Source organism: Levilactobacillus parabrevis (assembly GCF_044051715.1).
Classification (GTDB): domain Bacteria; phylum Bacillota; class Bacilli; order Lactobacillales; family Lactobacillaceae; genus Levilactobacillus; species Levilactobacillus parabrevis.
Genome location: NZ_CP168688.1, coordinates 518,103 through 534,810 on the forward strand (window position 1 = coordinate 518,103; position 16,708 = coordinate 534,810).

Here is a 16,708-nt window from a genome sequence, read left to right on the forward strand (position 1 = left end):
GGTACAGGAGGATTTTGACATGCACTGGGGAGCAGAGGTCAATCGATACCAAGCGACACGACACGTTAAAAGCTGGATGGTCACCGCAATTATTTTAACTGAAATTGGTGGGCCGCTCATCACACCGGTGAAGGCCCTAGCGGCGACCCCGGCGACGGTCGAGCAGTCTGCGGATAAATCGGGCGTGGATCGGTCAGAGAAGGAGCTCTTGGGAAGCGCGTCGTCGGATAGACCGAACGAAAACAGTTACAGTGAGTCCAAACTACCGATAACGGAGGCGACTGAGCCTGCGACGGCTGTGTCGGATACCGTGGCCACTAACGAGGCGGCTACCTCGACGGAAACCGTGGTCAAACCGAAGAAACCTGACACGCCGAAGCCGGATGTGGCTAAGTCCAACCGACCGCGTGAGGCAAATAAGCAGTTCGCCGAGTCGATTGACCAGTGGATGCCGAATAAGCGACTCCAACGGGCAATCTTTTATCAATTGACCCACCTCATCCCAGTCCCGGATGATGACAAGACTTGGCAGTCGACCGCCGATATTACGAAAGATGATCTGAAGCGGTTGAAGGCGTTATACGTCGGTTATTATGGCGGCGAGAATGGCGAGTCAACTTACAATCCGGGTGGCGAAGAATACCTTCTTGATGGGCTGGAATACGCCACTAATTTAGAAACCCTCATGATGGGTGGTGGGGGCCCGGATGAAGCGCCCTATCAAAATTTTGGCAATATCAGGAATGTTTCGCCGTTAAGAAAACTGACGCAACTTAAAACGTTATGGCTGAGTAATAATCAAATCAGTGATGTTTCGCCGTTGGCGGGACTAACCAATCTCACGGAGTTACAACTCCATGATAATTTTATCGCGGATTTTTCAAGTTTGAAAAACGTTCCGGCCGATGTCAGTGATAATCAGACGTATCAGTACATATTTCCAGAGCCCATCAAGGTGAACTCATGGACACGTAAAGCCCATTTGAATATTCCAATTCACTTACAGAACGGTGAGTTGGCTACGGGCGTTGAGCAGGAGCTTGAGGATATATCTTTGGTGCATCATTATGTGAATGGCGCTTTGAGTGACGGTGGTGAGGCTGTCGAGTATTGGTACACCCAGGGTGGTGAGGTCACTGAGGATGGCAAGGGCGGCCTCGATTTCATGAATATTACCGACCAGGCCCTGTTTCCCGAGGGTGGCGATCAGGCCGGTAATTATTATTTCTTAATCGCGAAGTATGTGAAGGACGGTTACTTCTTTTGGATTGTCCAAAGGTATGATATCGGCGATGCCGCCGAACCAGTCACGGTGAACTATCAGGATGAACAAGGCCATGAATTGGCGGCCAGTCAGACTTTGCAGGGAGATATCGGTGATGCCTATCAGGCGGAAGCTGCCAAGATCCCAGGCTATGAGCTGAAGGGAAATCCCGACAACGCTCGGGGGGTGTTTGGCGAAGAGGCAATCACGGTGACCTACGTTTATCGTCAACCGGCCCCCGTATCACCGGTTACCCCGCCGACACCGAACCCTGCGCCCAATCCACAACCGGTGCCAACCCCGGCGCCGGGTCCTACACCAACATTGCCGACCATTAAGCAGGGGCGTGTGACGGTGCATTATCAGACCACTGGGGGGATGCCAGTCCATAGCGATACCAGTGTTGTTGGTCAAGTGGGAAGTGGCTATCAGACGCAACCACTGCCACTGGCTGGCTATCATGTCGTTGGGCGACCAACGAATGCTGTCGGGATCTTTGGCGAGCAACCGGTGGACGTGACCTATACCTATGCGCCTGATGTAGTGAGTGGTGGCCAGGGAGATGGGATTGAACCAGCTGAGCCATCCTTGCCAGTTGGAAATGAGGCAACCAACAGTAGTGGCCAAACCAATCAATCGACTGCAACGTTGCCAATCCATACTGGGAGTGCGTTTGCGGCAGCAACGAAGCCCGGAAAACAACCGGTGGCCTTGCCCGCTACGAATGAGCGGGCTACCCCGATTCGCTGGTTAGGTTGGGTCGTTTTGGTTGCCGGTCTCGGTGGCTGGTGGTTCAAGCGGCATCGACAGTAGGCGTTAATGATCTAGGTGCTGAGGCGATGTTTCAAGGAGATTTAACCGATACGGCTGCGATTGTAGATAACATGTGATATAGATATGAGTGGCATAAAACAGGGTCAGTTCCAGTGAGTGGGGCTAACCTTATTTTTGAATCTGCACATATTGTCTTTAGTGGACGAATAAAGAAGCGGTGTTGGATGACGAACGCTACTTTATGGTAGTGAAATTTATAACTGATTATGCTTTTTTGAAATTTTATTGGCTCGTTTATGTGGACTGGCATGGTAGGGTATTTTGCAGAAAATTTATGCAAAATGCACGTGGAAACGTTAGAAAATAGGTTGATATAAAGCCTTGTACATATAATTAATATACAGTGGATTGCATAAGCTTTGGTAACATCTAAGACCGTCTGTGACGGTTACCTCTCCAGAAGGATTAACGACTTGAATGCTAGCCCCTTCACTCTTATAATGTTGTTGTGATTAAAAGAGCCACAAAAAGGTTAGCAGACGAAACGACTTTAAACGCTGTTTTTTGAAGCCTGTCTAATTAGTTGTGAATCAGTGACAACCGGTAGATATACAAATTCGGTGAGTAAGTGACTAGGTACTTAGCTTTTTGTTCTAAGCGAATCATCGAAAGTGGGTAATTGACCGGAATGTCCGTCATGAAGAAGGTAATGATACCCGTTTTAGATGGATAGACTGATTTACATCAATACTGTTACTGGTTGGTCATAGTATGTATATACAGAATGGCCAACAAAAGGTAATTATACTAACTGGTTGTCATGGCAATTAAGCATCAGAATTGAGGATTGGGGTTCAAGATTAAGCAAATCGGTTCTTGAGTGCGTGAGGATTCATCACCGTTGAAAAAGGAGAGGTCAAGTTTGAGACAGAAAGCAGCAAATCAAACCGCAAAAAAGAATTTTATTTTATACAAGGGACATACGGGCTGGAAGATTAAGACCCGTTTATTTGGGACGCTGTTAGTTGGCCTTTCGGCGGTAGCCATCGCTGAAAGTACGGGAACGGTCAACGTTTACGCGGCAACGGGGGATGCCCCGGTGGCGGACACGTCTCCATCACCAGCGCCAACAACGACGGGGAGTACAACACTTGGTTCCAGCAAAACTGATGGAACAACACCAGCGACTACGACACCAGCACCTAAAGAACCCGCAGCTACGGCACCAACAGATGCAACACCAGCAACGCAATCATATTCTCCAGCATCTATCAGTGCTGAATCAGCGGATATTTCTGCTAGTAAAGTAGCTGCAAGTGCAACAGCTGATGCCGCAACGCCTGCTAAGCAATATCAAACCTTAACGCCAGACCAATCAATGTCAGTTGGTAAGACGGATGGGTCCGGCGTGACGCTATCTGGTAGCGAGGTTCAGGACCACTTTACGAATAAAGTCGAAACTCTCAGTAATAGTAAAACTACCAACTTGAATGATCCTAAAGTTGCTGCAGCAGTTTCTGCAGCGAATACGAAGACACAGGCGGCTAACTCTCAGGGTGTTTGGCAGTTGACGACTCCTGGTACACATAATTACACAGATCCCAGTAATCCTGGCTTTTCATTTCCCGTAAGTAACGCCCCCCAGGTTGCTCACGTCTCTTTTGAAAATGAAATTGATTTTGACCATAACTTTTCGATGACCGGTGCCTTGGGTATTGGGACAACCACGGGTGGAGCTGATGGTGTCGGCATTGTGTTCGCACCCGGTGATCCAGAATATGCAACGACAGGTAAGAGCGGTGGTAATTTAGGCTTAGGTGGGTTGAATAATGCCTTTGCCTTTGTTTACGATGACCACTATAACGATGGTGATGATACGAGTGGCGTTGTTGATCCTGGTAATAGTGCCTACTTTGGTTGGCGGTCAACTGATGCCAATGGTGTTATTCAAAAGGTTACTAACGCAAATGATTGGAAAGCAGCTAGCGCATTTGACTTAAGCAACCGGGCGACCGATCCGCTGATGGATTTTACGATGTCCTATAACTCGTTTACTAAAGTGTTGACTATGGATTTTACAAATCAGCATCAAAGCTTCACTAGATCACTTGCTGGCATCGACACTTCAAAAGGTTATTCAATTTCAATTGCCGCTTCCACTGGGCAAGATAAGAATGATTACTCTGCCAGAATCGACAGCTTTACCTACACACCAAAGACAGCGTCAGTGAACGTCACCGTGGCAGATGCTACGGCCGGAGACACCCCTGTAAGTACCACGACGCCAGTTACTGCTAACATCGGGGATACCATTTCTGTGTTCTCTACGAAGGAAGCAGCGGAGCGAGCAGTGGCCGCAGATCCAACCCTGGATCCTAGCCTGGTTACGGTAATTCCTGCAAGTACGACGAGCAATGTTTATGTTGTTGATGGCGACCAAGCCACTGCCAGCAATGGGACGGTTCACGCCTCAAGTCTTGCTGATGCATCGTACTACAGCTACAAGGTGACTGGGGATGCTAACCAAGCGTTTAGTGTACCTATCAGTCAAGCCTTTACAGCCAAAGTCACGCCAGTTGATTCTGTGACCGGGGAGGCCATTCCTGGCATGGATCCTATCCAAGTGACCACGGTTGCCGGTAAATCAGTCGTTGTTCAAGTGCCTGGCTACACCCCAGTGACCGTTGTCCTGGATGCGCCCGCAGCCGGCGAAACGGTTGCCCAGGATAAAGTGAAGATTAACACTGGAACGACAGCATCGACGGAAACGGATGTCGCTAACCCAATCGAACACTATTACACGGCTACTGGTGAAACGATTGATGGGACCCCAGTTACGGCTAAAGTAACTGTAGGGACGAATCAATCCGTCACGGATGCCCTCAACGCTACGCCAATCGGTGAAGATGGCAAAGCTATCACTGACGGTAGCACGCCAGCCTACACTTGGTCGACGGTTCCTAATGCCGCTGGGACGGATTCTACCGATTCCACGACGCCCCAGGATAGTAAGAGTATCTTGGTTCCAACGCAGTCGACGCTAGATAAGTGGATTCAACAGGCGACTGACAATCAAACTAAGGCCGATACTGAGAAGGCTGCGGCGCAAGATATCTATGATAAATTTGTGGCTTCACCTGATATTACGGATGAGCAAAAGACTGCCGCAAAGAGCTTATTGGACTCTGTGAACAACGTCTATGACCAACTTTCGAAGACTAATGCGGATGCTAAAGCGTCTCTGAAGGATGCGGAGAATTCAAGTGACCCCGCAACCATTGTTAAAGATAGCCAAGACGGTTATGCCGGCATTAGTGGCATGGATACATCACTTAGTGAATTTAAAAAAGATGTAGATAATATGTCGACGACTAACGCCGCAACCCAAGCCAGCATGGTGAGCTTTAGCTCTTGGTCTCAGGACTACGGTACGCCATTAGAGAATCCTAAAGCTATTTTTGGTGACGGGTTTGGCGTTACAGTCTCTGCTGACCAATTGGCGGGCTTATTTGCCGATCCAAATAACTTCTATTACGTTGATGCACTTGCTTCAGATACACACGTTACGCCAAAAAACGTGGGTACCTACTACTTCAAGTTAACGGAAGCAGGGCGGAGCTATATTAAGAGCTTAACGCCAGACAACCCGAATGCTGGGCTCTACGTTTCTGGAACAGTCACGATTACCCCCGCAGCTGCGGCACCAACTATTAACGCGGCGACTGTCGTCTATGGTGGTAATGATGGTAAGTTGCCTGAAATTAGTGGCAGCCTAGGTACCAAGGTAGCGGGTGCCGATGATGTACTCACCCAAGACGACTATGAAGTTGTTGATACCGATAGCAAGGCTGTCGTTCCTGTTGACCAACTTCAAGCTGGGGGCAAGTACACGATTCGTTATACGGCTAAGGCCCAAGCTGATTTGAAGGCGGATAATAATTACACCATTACTGATTTTGGCACAAGCACTTTAACTGTGACGCCACGGGACATCACCGTGACTGCACCAACGGTTACAAAGACTTATGGTGAGAGTGATCCTAAATTTGAGCTTACCGGTGTCTCAAGCGGTGAGCTAGTCAATAATGATCACCTCTCTGATTTGGGTGTGACGCTCAATCGGGATGCTGGTGAAAATGTTAAGGCTCAGCCATATACAATCAGTGCTGACCCTACGTCAAAGCTGAATAATAATTACACCATTACCGTTACCCCAGGAAGCCTAACTATCGACAAGAAGTCAGTCACGGTGACAGCTAATGATGTTGCGACTACTTACAATGGTTCTGCGCCCGCAACCAATGGCTACAGTGTGCCCGATGATGCTTTGGCCCCAGGCGATACGTCTACTGCTCTGGGGGTTACGTTGAACCAGATTACTAAGACGGATGCTGGAACGTATCCGGATGCTGTTACAGGGACTGCAACTTCAGACAACTATGACGTTAAAGTTACCCCGGGCAAGTTGACGATTACGCAAGCAACTAGTTCTGTGGACTTAGGTTCCGCTACCATGGTTTATGGCGATGCATACCCTACGTTCACGTCCACAGACAACGTGCCAGGAACCACTAGTACCATTACTCAACCTGACTTTGAAATTGTGGATACTACTGGTAATACAGTTGGCGCATCCAAAGTACAAGCTAATGGCAAGTACACGCTACAACTGTCCCAGACTGCCAAAAATCGACTGATTTCGGAAAATCCTAACTATGCTATTACGTTTGGGACGAGTACCCTGACTGTAAACCCACGGCCAGTTTCAGTGACAGCGAAAAATATTGATAAGACTTATGGCGATGCAGATCCTGACCTAGAGTTAACCGATACAAGTACAGGCGCAAGCACTGGTTTAGTTGCTGGTGATGATCTTGGCGTAAAGCTTACTCGGACGTCAGGCGAAAATGTTGGCTCGTATAATATTACGAATACATCTTCAGACCTGAACCCGAATTACGCAGTCAACTTTACTCCAGGAACCTTTACGATTAACCCAGCGGATGGCAACGTGGCTGTAACGGGGACCACTATGACTTATGGTGATTCATTACCAAGTTTGTCAGTCTCAGTTAATGGGCCAGATGCTAGTGAACAACTTGGTGCGGACAATTTCGAGTTTGTTGATACAACGACACACTCAGTGGTAAAAGCTGATAAATTACCAGCTGGTAGCTACACAGTACAATTAACCAAAGTTGCTCAGGATACTTTGAGCAAGGCCAATGGCAACTTCACACTCACTTTTGGGACAGGTACATTGACCGTGAATAAGCGGCCAATTACGGTGAACATTAATGATGTCACTACTGATTACGACGGCTCGGCACATGGTGCGAATGGCTTTAGCATTGCAGCGGGTGATAAGTTAGTCGATGGCGAATCGAGTGATGAGCTCGGTGTTAAACTGGCCCCAATCTCTGAGACTGATATTGGGACGTACACAATTACCGGGACCGCCGACTCAGCAAACTATGCCGTTACCGTTAACAATGGGACATTGAAGATTTTGGGCAATGATAAGGATGCCAAAGGTAATGTGACAATTACTGAAAAAGATGCAGCTGGTAACGTGGTTCGGATTGATAAGCAGTGGGCTGATGGCAGCGAAACAATTTACAAGAATGACAATGGTAAGCTGACAGTAACGGATAAAAAGGGCGACAAAACGCTTGACCAGCAGCCGTTTAACCCTGCTGGTGATCCGCTTACGCTGACTGACGACCCGAATACGAATACTATCGTTGCACTTGATCCTACGACCAAACTGCCAGCGTTCTCGCATGAGACAACGGCGACAAATGAGGCTGGTGATACCACCACAACGACGGACGCTGAAGGCAACGTTGTTAAAGTCGTTAAGCAGTGGCCCGATGGTACCCAAACGACGTACAAGTATGATACCTTGAATAAGGGAAAGCAGACGGTTACGGACAGCAAAGATGGCCAGACGGTTGACGAAAAGACATTTGCTACCGACCCTAAGACCGGGAAGCCTGAAACAACGGCAACTGTGTCGAATGGTGATGACATTCAAACCATCGTTAACGTAAGCGAACCAGGGGCAGTACCAACGTTTGAACATGATACGACGCAGACATCGAAAGATGATTCTGGAACCGTTACTGCTACAACGAAAGACGATGCTGGTAATGTCGTCAAGGTCGTTAAGACGTGGTCTGATGGTAGCAAAACGACGTACACGGATGTTAATGGTCAACGGACGGTAACTGAAGAAAACGGTGGCAATCAGATTGACGAGGCAACGCTCGGAGACAATGATACGGCAACGTTGAAGAGTGGTGATGGCGTTCAAACCATCGTTAACACTGGCAAATCAGGTTCAGCACCAACGTTTGAACATGATACGACCGTGACGACAAAAGATGATGCTGGAAACACTACTGCTACAACGAAAGACGCCGATGGTAAAGTTGTTAAAGTGGTTAAGCAGTGGACCGATGGTAGCCAAACAACGTACACGGATGAAAATGGTCAACAGACGGTAACTGAAGAAAAAGATGGTGAGCAGGTTGACCAAAAGAAGTTCGTTACCGATCCTACGACCGGAATCACTGATGCGACGGAAACGTTGAAGACTGGTGACGGTGTTCAAACCATCGTTAAAGCTGGTGAATCAGGTTCAGCACCAACGTTTGTGCATGAAACGACAAAGACGGATGGTGATACCACCACGACGAAAGATGCTGAAGGCAACGTTGTTAAAGCAGTTAAGCAGTGGCCCGATGGTACCCAAACGACGTACACGTATGATCCTTTGAATGATGGAAAGCAGACGGTTACGGGCAGCAAAGATGGCCAGACGGTTGACGAAAAGACACTTGCTACCGATCCTAAGACTGGAAATCCTGAAACAACGGCAACTGTGTCGAATGGTGATGACATTCAAACCATCGTTAACGTAAGTAAACCAGGCGCAGCACCAACGTTTGAACACGATACGACCCAGACGACGAAAGATGGTTCTGGTAATGTTGTTGCCACAACGAAGGACGATGCTGGTAATGTCGTCAAGGTCGTTAAGCAGTGGCCAGGTGATAGCCAAACGACGTACACGTATGATCCAGGCACTAAGGTCCAGAAGGTAACTGAAGAAAAAGATGGTAAGCAGGTTGACCAAGCGACACTCGTTACCGACGATCCTACGACCGGAATCACTGCTAAGGCAACGTTGAACAGTGGTGATGCTGCTCAAACCATTGTTAACCCTGTCGAACCAGGTCAGATGCCAACGTTTGAACACGATACGACGGACACGGTGACTGATAATGATATCACTACTGCTACAACGAAGGACGATGCTGGTAATACTGTCAAAGTCGTTAAGAATTGGCCCGATGGTACCCAAACCACGTACAAGCTTGATCCATCCACAGGAAAAGGTGATGTGAGTGAACAAAAGAACGGGAAAACGATCGTCGACTCACAGGAGATTCCCGCTGATTCTCATAAGGTAACTATTACTGATGATGATAAGACGAGCACTATCGTTACCTATGATCCTACGACCAAACTGGCAACGTTTGAACATGACACGACGGATACAACGACAGATGATTCTGGAATTGTTACGACTGTGACAAAGGACAATGCTGGCAACGTCATCAAGGTCGTTAAGACGTGGCCAAAGGATAATAGTACAACGACGTACACGTATGATCCAACCAGTAGTAAAGCGACGATAACTGAGGTAAACAACGGGAAAGAGATCGATCGGCAGGAAGAAGTTTCTTCTCCTTCGACGACCACGTTGAAGAGTGGCGATGGTGTTGAAACCATCGTTAACACCGGGCAACCAGGCGAGATGCCAACGTTTGAGCATGATACGACGGTGACCGTGACTGATAAACTTGGCAACGTTACTGCCACGACGAAAAATGTTGCTGGTGATATCGTCAAAGTAGACCAGAAGTGGAAAGATGGTAGCGAGACAATCTATACCAACGACAATGGCAAACAGATGGTAAACGAGCTAAGAAACGGGAAGTCTGTTGCTCAGAAACCACTTGAGCAGCAACCTGTTGATCCCGACAATCCGGATGCCACTAGACTTTCGGAAGTGACACTGCCGGATGGTGCTGGTGGTACAGTAACTGTCAAACTTGATCAACCCGATGCAGCGCCAACGTTTACGCATGCGCCAGCGAGCTATAGTGCAGGTGTGAGCGCACCAGCGAAGGATGCTGATAAGGTCGTGAAGATTACCAAGAAATGGCCTGATGGTCTTCAAGTGGTCTACACGTATGATCCAGTAAGTGGTGATCGGATTGTTAGTGAGCTGAAGAATGGTAAACTCATTGTTCAACGTGCGATTGAACCCGATGCCTTACTTGCTGTTCTGCCTGACGGTAAGGGCGGTTCTGCCACCGTTAAATTTGGTAAGAACGGCGTAGCAGCTCCAATCTTTACGCGTCAGCTTGCTGACAAGGCCGTTGCAGCCCGTAAGTATGCTGCTATTTACGCGCTCAAGAAGATTGGCTTTTACAGTGATCCGAACTTTTCTAAAGCAACGCGCCTTCACTGGTACACGAAGCAAAGACGGCCAAATCGGCCACAGTTTGTCGTCATCGGTTACGCCCGTTCTAAGGCCGGCACGCTCCGTTACCACGTCCGCGCCGCTAATGGCAAGACCGGATATATCACGGCAAATAGCAAATTTGTCAGCAACACCTACTACAAGTCTCAGCCAAAGACCATTCGGGTTATCGGCAAACATGGCATTAACGCCTACAACCGGATAACTATGAACGCTATGAATGGTAAGGCTGTCCGCCACTACAAGCGTGGGACTAAACTGACAGTCAAGAAGATTCAGAAGCATAACCTGACAACGCGGTTGGTGCTGTCTAATGGCACCTACATCAGTGGGAATAAGACACTGGTAATTGCAAAATAGCTTTTGCTGCGTCATCGTTTTATGGGCTCTTTGTCAATGGATTTTGATGAAGAGACTTTGAGAGGTTCAATTCACTTGCGGATTGAACCTCTTTTTTGGACCTTACGCTTGACTGTAACGTTACGGGATAGGTTAAAATGATAAGTATTATGAACGGAACTAAAGGCAAAGGTGGGCAAGTATAACAATGAGTGAAAGACAACGTGAACATATTAGTGTACGTGGTGGGAATGTCCATAATTTAAAAAATATTGACGTGGATATTCCATTGAACCAGTTTGTGGCAATTTCAGGTCCCTCGGGATCCGGGAAGAGTTCATTGGCTATGGGCATTTTATATGCGGAAGGGTCGCGGCGGTACCTGGAGGCGCTATCCACCTATACCAGACGGCGAATCGGCCAAAGTAAACGGTCGCAAGTTCAGGAAGTTCGGCACATTCCCTCCGCTATCGCCCTACGACAACGGCCGGGAGTTCCTTCCGAACGCTCAACGGTTGGATCAATGAGTGAGCTGTTTAACGTTGTACGCCTCATCTTCTCACGCCTCGGTTCGATGGTTTGTCCCAACGGCCACCGGATTGCGCCCAGTCTGAAAGTTGCTCAGGCCATGGATCTACCGGGTGGCGCAGACAGCAAGATGGGAGTTGTGACTTGTCCGGAGTGTGGGGTCGAATTCATGGCGCGATCTGCCGAAGACTTTGCCTTCAATTCCGGCGGTGCCTGCCCAGAATGTCATGGGACGGGGACGGTTCAGACCTTAGACAAGGATAAGCTGATTGGTGATGAGAATCTCAGTCTAGCCGAAGGGGTCGTGGCCTCCTGGCATTTACCCGGCCGAAACTTTATGCCGACGGTGGCGGAAACGCTGGGCGTGCGCATCAACGTGCCCTACAAGGACCTCACCGATCGGGAAAAGGATATTGTCCTCAACGGTGCCAAGAAACAGTATCCGGTGGATTTTCGGACTTCGACTGGTCGCGTCTTCCATACCGACAATACGCTTTATGAGAACGCCCACGAAGCCGTCTACGATTCGCTGAAGACGGTGAAGAGTGAGCGAGCCATCAAGAAGGTCAACGAATTTTTCCACTTCTCTGAGTGTCCGACTTGCCATGGAACGCGGTTGAATCCAGAACTTTTGACGCAATTAGTCGGAGGTAAAAATATTGCAGAAATTTCTGACTTGACCCTTGGATCGTTAGCCGGGTGGCAAACTGCGGCGAAGGCAGAGTTGCCGACGGAGATGAAAGCCATGGCTGACGTTCTCTTTAAGAATCTGACGGATACGTTGCGGCCCCTGCTGGAACTGGGACTGGATTACCTGACCTTATCGCGGAACGGGAATACGCTGTCGACTGGGGAACTCCAACGGCTTCAACTAGCCAAGACCATTCGGACGGAGACCACGGGCGTCCTGTATGTATTGGATGAACCCTCCATTGGGTTACATCCCGATAACGTTAAGGGGCTCATCCGGATTTTTCGGGAACTGATTGCCCAAGGAAATTCTTTAGTGGTGGTTGACCATGAAGTCGATATCATTGCGGCCGCTGACTGGGTGATTGAGATTGGTCCTGGGTCGGGGGATGCCGGCGGTCAAATCATTGCCGAAGGTACGCCCCAAGACCTAGTGGGAAATTCTCAGTCACTGATTGGGCCTTATATTTCGGGGCAAGCCAAAATTATGCATGACAAGGTGCCAGCTAGTCGGCAGGCCAGCGAGCTCACCACGCAGTTTGAGGTTCAGAATTACTTTAATCTACACGACGTGGCTGTGACCATTCCTGGAAACAAAATTACCGCTGTCACCGGTTTCTCTGGTGCTGGCAAGACGAGTTTGATTTTGGACAGCCTAGTCCCGGCAATTCGGGCGGCGAATGACCAGGCCGCTCTGCCGAAACAGGTGACGACTTTGGAGACCCATTTGAAGGATGTGGTGTCCGTGGATGCCAAGCCGATCGGGAAGAATGCCCGCTCGACGGTGGCCACCTATACCACCATCATGGATAACTTGCGCCGAATGTTTGCCAATTTACCGGAAGCCAAGGCCAAGAAGTTTGGCCTCGCTTACTTCTCGTACAATAACAAGCAAGGGGCTTGTGAACAGTGTGGCGGACTGGGTACCATTACCCTGGATATTCAATACTTGCCGGACATGGAAGAGGTCTGTCCTTACTGCCACGGCGCACGGTACAAGGACGAGATTCAACAGATTCGGTGGCACGGCTACAATATTGTCGACCTGTTAAACTTATCGGTCCGTGAGGCGTTAGCCGTTTTTGAAACGGTGCCCAAGATTGAGAAACAGCTTCAGTTGCTGGATGAAATGGGGCTGGGTTACCTGCATTTAGGTGAAAGCACGCCGAGCCTGTCCGGTGGAGAGGCCCAACGGTTAAAGCTCATGAGCCACCTGAACAAACGCCAGAGCAAGACACTGTTTATCTTTGACGAACCCTCCGTTGGCCTACATCCCCAAGACGTGCAAACGCTGCTGGGTGTGATTAACAGCCTGAAGGCCAAGGGGGCCACGATTATCATCATCACGCATGATCTTGATCTGATGGCCAACGCTGATTACCTGATTGATCTCGGCCCCAAGGGTGGGCAGGCAGGTGGTCGGTTGATGGCTAGTGGTGAGCCGCAACAGTTGATCAAGACAGCCAAGAGTCTGACGGTGGATTACCTGAAGGCGCATTTTGAAAAATTCCATTTAGTTGACTAATTCTAGTTACACAAAAATACGGTCAGTTCCCAATTGGAACCAACCGTATTTTTTTGCGTATAGGTACAAAATCACTGGTGCTCAAGTGTTTCACGGACCCTATCGCAGGTGCACTTACGTTCAGAAAAACTACATAAACCAGTCGCGCAGGTGATCCGCCACCGTTGCCTTGAACTTGTTGGATTGGGCCGGCGTCATAGCATCGATTTCATCGTAAAGATTGTTATTAATCTTCGTCAAGATGGTTGTGAGCTGTTCCAATTCGGTATCCGTCAGTGAATCTAAGTATGCTGGGACTTTTGAAGTTTCAGTTGCCGCGGTTTTACGGCCCAAATCCGTCAGACGAATGATTGTTTTGCGGCGATCTGTCGTTGACTTTTCCTTGGTCACCAATTGCTTTTTGACCAGTTTATTAACAAATTCCGCTGTCGATTGTACGGCTAGATTGAGACGCGTCGCCAATTCTTTTTGTGACAGGCCGTCGTCTTGCGATAAGGCCAGTAGGATCTTCCCTTGGCCTTGAAACCGTAGTGGGCGGTCGCCCTTGTCCGCGTGGGTACGCTGAGCTACTTCATCGGCAGTATGGCTGACCATGCCGAATTCAATCAGCTTACCAGCCGCATTTTTTTGTTTCGTTAAATTAGGCATGTCATCGCCCTCCCTAAAGCCATTATACCCGACATTGGCTGATAGCGGCATTAAGGATTTAACCCAAAGTGTTGACAAATTCATCAGGGGGCCTTATTATAATTTTAGTCAGGGGGACCTGATTAAAAGGTAAAGCTAAGAGGGGATTAAGATGACAGCAATTAATGCAATTGAAGTGACGCATTTAACCAAGAAATTTGGCGGAAAAACAGTCGTAGATGATATCTCATTTAACGTCCGGCAAGGAGAAGTCTTTGGGCTACTCGGGCCTAACGGTGCGGGGAAGACCACGACATTGCGAATGATGACGACTTTGCTCAAAGCTGATACGGGCCAAGTGAAGATCTTTGGTCACGATACCGTTAAAGAGGGCCGACTGGCGCGGTCGATGTTTGGTCTCACCGGGCAATATGCATCCGTTGATGAAGATATTTCGGCACGGGAGAACCTGATGATTTTCTCCCGACTAAACGGATTGTCACGACAGGAAGCTAAGCAGCGGACGACGGAGCTCCTCAATGAGTTCTCCTTAGAAAATTCCGCAGATAAGGCATTGAAGAACTTCTCCGGCGGGATGCGTCGGCGGTTAGATTTGGCGGTTAGCTTGATTACGCGGCCGACACTGATTTTTCTAGATGAACCCACAACGGGGCTGGACCCACGGACGCGTACCCAGATGTGGGGCACGATTCGGCAACTAGTAAAACAAGGGTCAACGGTGGTCCTGACGACCCAGTACCTTGACGAGGCCGACCAATTGGCTGATAACCTGGCCATTATTGATCACGGCAAGGTCGTGAAGATGGGGACGCCGGCTGAACTCAAGCAACAGATTGGCGGAACTAAATTGAATTTCACCGTGAGTCATACCGCCCAGGTTGCCCAAGCGATGAAACTGTTGGCCGCCCAGGTGACAGGAACCATTCAGCGGGCTGGGCAACAGTTGAGCATGAGTTTAGCGCAAGTCACCCAGCTAACGCAAATTTTAGCAACCTTAAAGCAAGCCAAAATTAATATCGATCATTTATCGGTTAAAGAGCCTTCATTGGATGATGTCTTCATGAATCTAACGGTCGGCAAGAACTAAGAAAGCGGGATGCAAAATGGATGTAAGAACGCACAAAGGTAACGTATTTATGAATACGGCTACGATGGCATATCGGAACTTATTAAAGACGATTCACAATCCAGATAACTTTATGGATGTGATTATTCAACCAATATTGTTTATGTTAATGTTTGGGTACTTATTTGGGGGTGCCATTGCTGGTGGTGTCCAGGCCTATCTACCAACCATTGTTCCCGGGATCCTTATTCAAACAATGTTGTCGGCGGGATCTGGATCGGGCGCGCAAATCAGAGAGGATCTTGATTCTGGGGTCTTTGATCGCTTCAAGTCGTTACCCATGGCCCACATCGCGCCGTTAGCTGGTCAGCTCTTTGCCGATAGTTTACGCTTGTTGATTGCGACAGTGACGTCGTTGACGACGGGTTATCTCATGGGCTGGCGGCCGGCCGTGGGATTCGGTTGGGTCATTGCGATTGGTCTGTTAGCGATCATTACGGGGTGGGCATTATCCTGGGTGTTCGCACTGATGGGATTGTTAGCCAAGAGTGCGGGGGCGGTCAACAGTGCGTCACTGATGACCATGTTGGTACTGTCATTCATGTCGAATGCGTTTGTTCCATTGCACTCGTTAACGAAGCCGCTGCGGGTTATTGCCAACTTGAATCCAGTAACCTACGTGATTACCGCCATTCGGCAGATCTTGGCAACCGGAAGTTGGACGCATGAAGCTCTGCTGGTCTTGATCTTTGATATTGGCATCGTTGCGGTCTTCGCACCACTTGCTGTTTGGGCGTATGATCGTAATTAGATTAGATGATAAGTCCGGTGTCAGACCCAGTTGAATGGGTGATTTATACAATAGTAGTATGAAAGCGACTAGACGGTTTCGAGGGTCTAGTCGCTTTTTTAGTGGCAGCATCATTTAAGATTCAAGGCTTGGCCATATACCCAGTAGCGGTGGGTCGCGTGCTTGGTCGTCGCCTTGATGCGGTACCAGTCGTATTGCGTACCTTGGTTGGCGGCTAGGTCGATTTTGACCTTGCTGCCGGCTTTCAGCTTAGCCGTCTTCCAACTGAACGTCTTGATTGCTTTGTAGTTGCTGTTCGGTTGATGGTTGGTTAGCTTAAAGTTCTTGTAATTCTTTTTGATGGTTGTCGTTTTATGAATCTTGTAGTAACGGACCGCTCCGGTCATTGTACTAGCGTGACTAATAGTGGTTCCAGTCCCCATCGTGCCAAGCATACCGGCAATGCCTAAAATCAACAGTGCTTTTTTCATCATAAATCCCCCCCTGAATTATATTCCCATTGGAAC

Annotated in this window: 7 protein-coding genes; 5 read left to right on the forward strand and 2 right to left on the reverse strand. The window is 48.7% G+C overall.

The features are described from left to right. The first annotated feature begins 19 nt into the window (after positions 1–19). The 3 genes from ACEPSU_RS02570 (at position 20) to ACEPSU_RS02580 (ending at position 13,677) form a co-directional block, all read left to right on the forward strand. Entirely contained in the window at positions 20–2,077 is a 2,058-nt protein-coding gene (locus tag ACEPSU_RS02570) for a MucBP domain-containing protein (protein WP_395322695.1), read from the forward strand. An 883-nt stretch (positions 2,078–2,960) separates the two neighbouring features. After that, entirely contained in the window at positions 2,961–10,955 is a 7,995-nt protein-coding gene (locus ACEPSU_RS02575) for an MBG domain-containing protein (protein WP_395322697.1), read from the forward strand. Positions 10,956–11,142: 187 nt separating this feature from the next. Then, positions 11,143–13,677 (forward strand): AAA family ATPase, encoded by a 2,535-nt coding sequence (locus tag ACEPSU_RS02580; protein ID WP_395322699.1) that lies wholly within the window; start codon positions 11,143–11,145, stop codon positions 13,675–13,677. A gap of 129 nt (positions 13,678–13,806) precedes the next feature. Here the strand turns inward: ACEPSU_RS02580 and ACEPSU_RS02585 are convergent, their stop codons facing one another. Then, the gene (locus ACEPSU_RS02585) at positions 13,807–14,325 is read right to left on the reverse strand and encodes a MarR family winged helix-turn-helix transcriptional regulator (RefSeq protein ID WP_395322701.1); all 519 of its coding nucleotides are present in this window, start codon (positions 14,323–14,325) and stop codon (positions 13,807–13,809) included. A 151-nt stretch (positions 14,326–14,476) separates the two neighbouring features. Here ACEPSU_RS02585 and ACEPSU_RS02590 point away from each other — a divergent pair, with 151 nt between their 5' ends. Both ACEPSU_RS02590 and ACEPSU_RS02595 read left to right on the forward strand, forming a co-directional pair. Next, positions 14,477–15,412: an ATP-binding cassette domain-containing protein gene (locus tag ACEPSU_RS02590; RefSeq protein ID WP_395322703.1), complete on the forward strand. Its 936-nt coding sequence runs from the start codon at positions 14,477–14,479 to the stop codon at positions 15,410–15,412. A 16-nt stretch (positions 15,413–15,428) separates the two neighbouring features. Continuing rightward, complete coding sequence (locus tag ACEPSU_RS02595; RefSeq protein ID WP_395322704.1) at positions 15,429–16,202, forward strand: ABC transporter permease; 774 nt, start codon at positions 15,429–15,431, stop codon at positions 16,200–16,202. A gap of 110 nt (positions 16,203–16,312) precedes the next feature. Here ACEPSU_RS02595 and ACEPSU_RS02600 read toward each other — a convergent pair whose 3' ends face one another. After that, positions 16,313–16,675, reverse strand: a complete 363-nt coding sequence (locus ACEPSU_RS02600) for a hypothetical protein (RefSeq protein ID WP_395322705.1) — start codon at positions 16,673–16,675, stop codon at positions 16,313–16,315. Positions 16,676–16,708 lie beyond the last annotated feature (33 nt).